This is a genomic window from Solemya elarraichensis gill symbiont, assembly GCF_002021095.1.
Taxonomy (GTDB): Bacteria; Pseudomonadota; Gammaproteobacteria; order Chromatiales; family Chromatiaceae.
Map to the genome: position 1 here is coordinate 1 of NZ_MPRK01000137.1, position 4880 is coordinate 4880.

General features: G+C 53.3%; 6 protein-coding genes and 1 pseudogene. 6 read left to right on the forward strand and 1 reads right to left on the reverse strand.

The annotated features are described in order from the left end of the window. Window positions 1-479: phosphoribosylformylglycinamidine cyclo-ligase (locus BOW51_RS07530; RefSeq protein ID WP_245828606.1), on the forward strand; the 479-nt coding region annotated here is incomplete at its 5' end. A 325-nt stretch (window positions 480-804) separates the two neighbouring features. Then, window positions 805-1446: a phosphoribosylglycinamide formyltransferase gene (gene purN, locus BOW51_RS07535; protein ID WP_078477145.1), complete on the forward strand. Its 642-nt coding sequence runs from the start codon at window positions 805-807 to the stop codon at window positions 1444-1446. A 26-nt stretch (window positions 1447-1472) separates the two neighbouring features. Here purN and dcd read toward each other — a convergent pair whose 3' ends face one another. Then, window positions 1473-2039 carry a dCTP deaminase gene (gene dcd / locus BOW51_RS07540; protein ID WP_078477150.1) on the reverse strand — a complete coding sequence of 189 codons (567 nt, stop codon included), beginning with the start codon at window positions 2037-2039 and terminating at the stop codon, window positions 1473-1475. Between the two features lie 174 nt (window positions 2040-2213). Here dcd and htpX point away from each other — a divergent pair, with 174 nt between their 5' ends. The 4 genes and pseudogenes from htpX to BOW51_RS11670 form a co-directional block, all read left to right on the forward strand. Continuing rightward, on the forward strand, window positions 2214-3089 hold the full coding sequence (gene htpX / locus BOW51_RS07545) for a protease HtpX (RefSeq protein ID WP_078477146.1): 876 nt from the start codon (window positions 2214-2216) through the stop codon (window positions 3087-3089). Between the two features lie 140 nt (window positions 3090-3229). Continuing rightward, window positions 3230-4030, forward strand: a complete 801-nt coding sequence (locus BOW51_RS07550; RefSeq protein WP_078477147.1) for an undecaprenyl-diphosphate phosphatase — start codon at window positions 3230-3232, stop codon at window positions 4028-4030. A gap of 30 nt (window positions 4031-4060) precedes the next feature. Continuing rightward, window positions 4061-4792, forward strand: a complete 732-nt coding sequence (ubiG, locus tag BOW51_RS07555; protein WP_078477148.1) for a bifunctional 2-polyprenyl-6-hydroxyphenol methylase/3-demethylubiquinol 3-O-methyltransferase UbiG — start codon at window positions 4061-4063, stop codon at window positions 4790-4792. After that, window positions 4779-4880, forward strand: a pseudogene (locus BOW51_RS11670) (HAD family hydrolase); the annotation flags it as partial. The gene ubiG and the pseudogene BOW51_RS11670, both read left to right, overlap by 14 nt.

A 4880-nucleotide genomic window follows, 5' to 3' on the forward strand; every position in this document is an offset into this window, starting at 1 on the left:
CCTCCGGCCCCCATTCCAATGGCTATTCCCTGATTCGCCGTATTCTGCAAGCTGCCGATGCTGACCTCTCCGAAGAGATCGACGGCCGCCCGCTTGGTGATGCGCTGATTGCACCGACACGCATCTACGTCAAGCAACTGCTGAAAGTGATCCAGTCAACTGATGTGCATGCACTTGCACATATTACCGGCGGTGGCCTGCCAGAAAACCTGCCGCGCGTCCTGCCTGACGGGCTCAATGCAGAAATCAGTCTCGACAGCTGGGAGATGCCTCCCCTGTTCCGCTGGTTGCAGCAGAAAGGCGGCGTTGAAGAGTCAGAAATGCTACGTACCTTCAACTGCGGTATCGGTATGGTTGTCGTCGTTCCTGAAGATGAGAGCGATCGCGCCACTGAACTGTTGCAGGCCGAGGGAGAAACCGTCTACCGTATCGGCCGTATCGTCAAGGGTGACGAAGGCTCACGGGTTATCTACAGCTAACCCGGATATTTCACAAAGACGGACGATATTTTGAATAGAACATATTACTCTCAATTGGTTGCTACATTATTTGGTTGCCTGCAGATATCACGACTTGTCCTATTCGGGTTCAGGCAGTTTCTGGCGTTGCATATTGTTCGGCGCATCCCTGCGCCTCACCCCGGTGGGGCTTACGCGAAAAAACGCTCCTGGCGTTTTTTTGCCCGATCCACCTCGAGCCATAGCAATGGCTATGCCTCTTCAGTCGATCGAACAAACTGCTTAGCCAGAAACAACCTGATTCCCGAATCCTTCATGAAGTATCCGGGCTAACACGGACAGGCGCATGCTTCGTATTGTCGTACTTGTTTCCGGTAATGGCAGCAACCTGCAGGCAATTCTGGATGCTGCCGCCGAGCCGGGTTTTGCTGCTGAAGTCGTTGCTGTCGTCAGCAATAGGCCAGATGCCTATGCACTGCAACGCGCAAATTACGCTGGCGTGAAATCGGTCGTAGTTGACCATACCGGCTTCAGTGACCGCGACAGCTACGATGCCGAGTTAATCAATACTATTGACAGCTTTGAACCGTCCCTTGTACTGCTTGCCGGCTTCATGCGTATCCTGACGAGTGACTTTGTGCGCCACTACAGCTGTCGTTTACTCAACATCCATCCGTCACTGCTACCGAATCACAAGGGCCTGCACACGCATCGCCGTGTTCTGGAAAACGGTGATGACACACATGGCGCCAGTGTCCATTTCGTTACCGAGGAGCTCGATGGTGGGCCGGTTGTTTTGCAGGCAAAAATCGGGGTTCAGGAAGATGACACCAGCGACAGCCTTGCTGAACGCCTGCTCAAAAAAGAGCACCAGATCTATCCCCTGGTCGTGAACTGGATCGCTGAAGGCCGTCTTACCTGTAAGGGCAACACGCCGCTGTTTGACGGAGAGCCCCTGGATGCCCCACTTCAACTGGATGAGTTGTAAGCGGGAACGCTAACCCTGGCTTTTCATCACGAACGCGGCAGGGTCACACCAGTCTGACCATGGTACTTGCCGCCACGATCCTTGTAGGAAGTTTCGCACACCTCGTCAGACTCAAAGAAAAGAAACTGTGCTACACCTTCGTTGGCGTAGATTTTTGCCGGCAGTGGCGTGGTGTTGGAAAACTCTAGCGTCACGTGCCCTTCCCATTCCGGCTCAAGCGGCGTGACATTCACGATGATGCCGCAGCGGGCATAGGTTGACTTGCCAAGACAGATCGTCAGCACATTGCGTGGAATACGCAAATACTCAACCGTACGTGCAAGCGCAAAGGAATTCGGCGGGATGATACAGACATCAGAGGTCACATCGACGAAACTCTCGTCATCAAAATTTTTGGGATCGACGATTGCCGAATTGATATTGGTAAAAATCTTGAACTCGTTCGCACAGCGCACATCGTAGCCGTAGCTCGAGGTTCCGTAGGAGATCGCGCGCCCATGCTCGAGATCACGTACCTGCCCTGTTTCAAAGGGCTCTATCATGCCGTGGCTCTCGGCCATACGACGAATCCACTTGTCAGACTTGATTGTCATGGGAAAACTCTTTGTTCCTGCCAATATCAATAAAACCAGGCGAGAGTGTACTCCGACACCCGACAATTGGCGAGCCCCGTACTTGAAATCGGCGGCCAAAGGCCATATAAACAGTCCCATATTCACAATTTTTTCAGAACCCCAGGGCGGGGTTCTCCTATTACGGAGTAACAGATGCTGCGCATTTTTCTCTTCCTGGCGACCAACTTCGCCGTTTTACTGCTTGTTGGTATCATTTTCCAGCTGCTCGGTATCGAGGGCATACTGCAGGAGAATGGCGTTGATATGAACCTGCAGGCACTGCTGGTGCTTTCAGTTGTGATCGGTTTCGGTGGTTCCTTCTTCTCGCTGTTTATGTCCAAGTGGCTGGCAAAGCGCAGCATGGGTGTGCAGGTCATTGAGACACCAAACGGCCAGGCAGAGCAGTGGCTTGTTGATACAGTTACCCGCCAGGCCCAGCAGGCAGGTATCGGCATGCCGGAAGTTGGTATTTTCGACTCACCCGCACCGAATGCCTTCGCAACCGGGGCCAATCGAAATAATTCACTGGTCGCTGTCAGCGCCGGCCTGCTGGAGAACATGAACCGCAATGAAGTTGAAGCGGTCCTTGCTCATGAAGTCAGTCACGTGGCGAATGGTGACATGGTGACACTGACCCTGATACAGGGAATTGTGAACAGCTTCGTCATCTTCTTCTCACGTGTCGTCGGACACCTGGTCGATCGGGTAATTTTCAAAACAGAACGCGGATACGGACCCGGCTATTACATTGGATCGATAGTTGCACAGATCATTTTCTCGCTGCTCGCCTCGATGATCGTCATGTGGTTCTCACGCCGCCGCGAGTTTCGCGCTGACGCAGGAGGCGCCGCCCTGGCTGGCAGACACAATATGATTGCGGCTCTGAGACGGCTGCAGACAGCGCATGATCCGCAACCCCTGCCGGACGAGATGGCAGCATTCGGCATCAGCGGCAAGGTTAAAAGCCTTTTCAGTAGCCACCCGCCGCTGGATGAGCGCATCATCACGCTGGAAAATTCCACTCAATAGAGGGCTTGTAATCCCCGCATTCCGCAACGGCACCCGACTGCCTGGAATGCGGGGTTCTCTTCATCACGGATCATCAACTGGTGCAATAAGCGGCTTAATTCCGTATCATATTCATATTCCAGCGCCAGATAGTCAGCCCATTGGATTTCCTACACATTCTGTTTCTCGCCTTTGTACAGGGCATCACTGAATTCCTCCCGATCTCGAGTTCTGCGCACCTGGCACTTGCGCCTTATATCGATGGCATGGCTGACCAGGGGCTCTCATTTGACGTCGCTATCCACGTCGGTTCACTTCTCGCCGTTATTCTCTATTTCCGTAAGGATGTACTGGCGCTCACCATTGATACCACCCGGCATTACCTGCTGCGAGGACCAGAGACAAGCCACAGCCACCTCGGCAAACACATCATCATAGCCACCCTGCCGATTGTTGTTATCGGTGCTGCGACTGTCGGATTCGCCATGGACGACCTGCGTAATCCGGTTATCATCGGGCTCGCAAGTATCATTTTCGGCCTGTTGCTCTGGTACAGCGACTGGCGCGGTGAGAAGAATCGCACTCTCGACAGCATGAAGGTGACGGATGCATTACTCGTCGGCCTGCTGCAGGCCTTTGCGATTATCCCGGGTACTTCGCGGTCTGGCATTACTATCACCGCAGGCCTGCTGCTTGGCTACAAGCCAAGGGAAGCTTCTCGCTTCTCCTTTTTTCTCGCGATTCCGACAATTCTTCTCTCCGGCGTATTGATGAGCTATAAACTCATTACCGGGGAGGATGGAGTTGACTGGGGTGACATGCTGATCGGAGCAGTGCTCTCTTTCCTGTTCGCCTGGCTCGCTATCCACTGGTTCCTCAAGCTGCTGGACAGAACAGGCATGCTGCCGTATGTCATTTATCGTGTAATTCTCGGCACAATTCTGCTGATACTTTTTCTATAATAGAAACCTGAGCTATTCAGGGAGAAACTCATGAGTGCAACTACCGCTGACAATGTCGATCACGCCGAGGTCAAGAAATTTGAAGAACTGGCGTCGCGCTGGTGGGATCCGCAAAGCGAATTCAAACCGCTTCACGATATTAATCCGCTACGCCTCGATTATATCGACGCTGCAGCACCGCTGGCAGGTAAACAGGTGCTCGATGTCGGCTGTGGAGGCGGCATTCTCTCGGAATCCATGGCCGCACGAGGCGCACAAGTCACAGGCATAGATGCCGGCAAGGCACCGCTGGAGGTCGCCCGTCTGCATCTGCTTGAGTCAGGCCTCGAAGTTGATTATCAACAGGTCATGGTTGAAAAATTCGCAGACGAGAGGCCCGCTACTTTTGATGTCGTCACTTGCATGGAAATGCTCGAACACGTACCTGATCCCGCCTCGGTGGTAGCCAGCTGTGCAAAGTTGCTCAAGCCTGGAGGCACTCTCTTCCTGTCAACCATTAACCGCAACCCTAAGGCATGGCTGATGGCTGTTGTCGGCGCTGAATACATTCTCAACATGCTGCCGAAGGGAACGCATGAATATCGCAAATTTCTGCGCCCATCGGAACTCGATGAGTGCTGTCGCCAGGCAAGCCTGAACGTCACCGATCTGACCGGTATGACCTACAATCCGCTAGCCCGTACCTACAAGCTCAATCCGCGCGACATTGATGTCAATTACCTGATGACCGCAGTGAAACCGGAACAAGATGGAAAAGATTGAAGCTGTCCTGTTCGACCTGGATGGCACCTTTGCTGACACCGCGCCTGATCTTGCCTATGCGCTGAATCGCACACTGGAGGCATTCGAC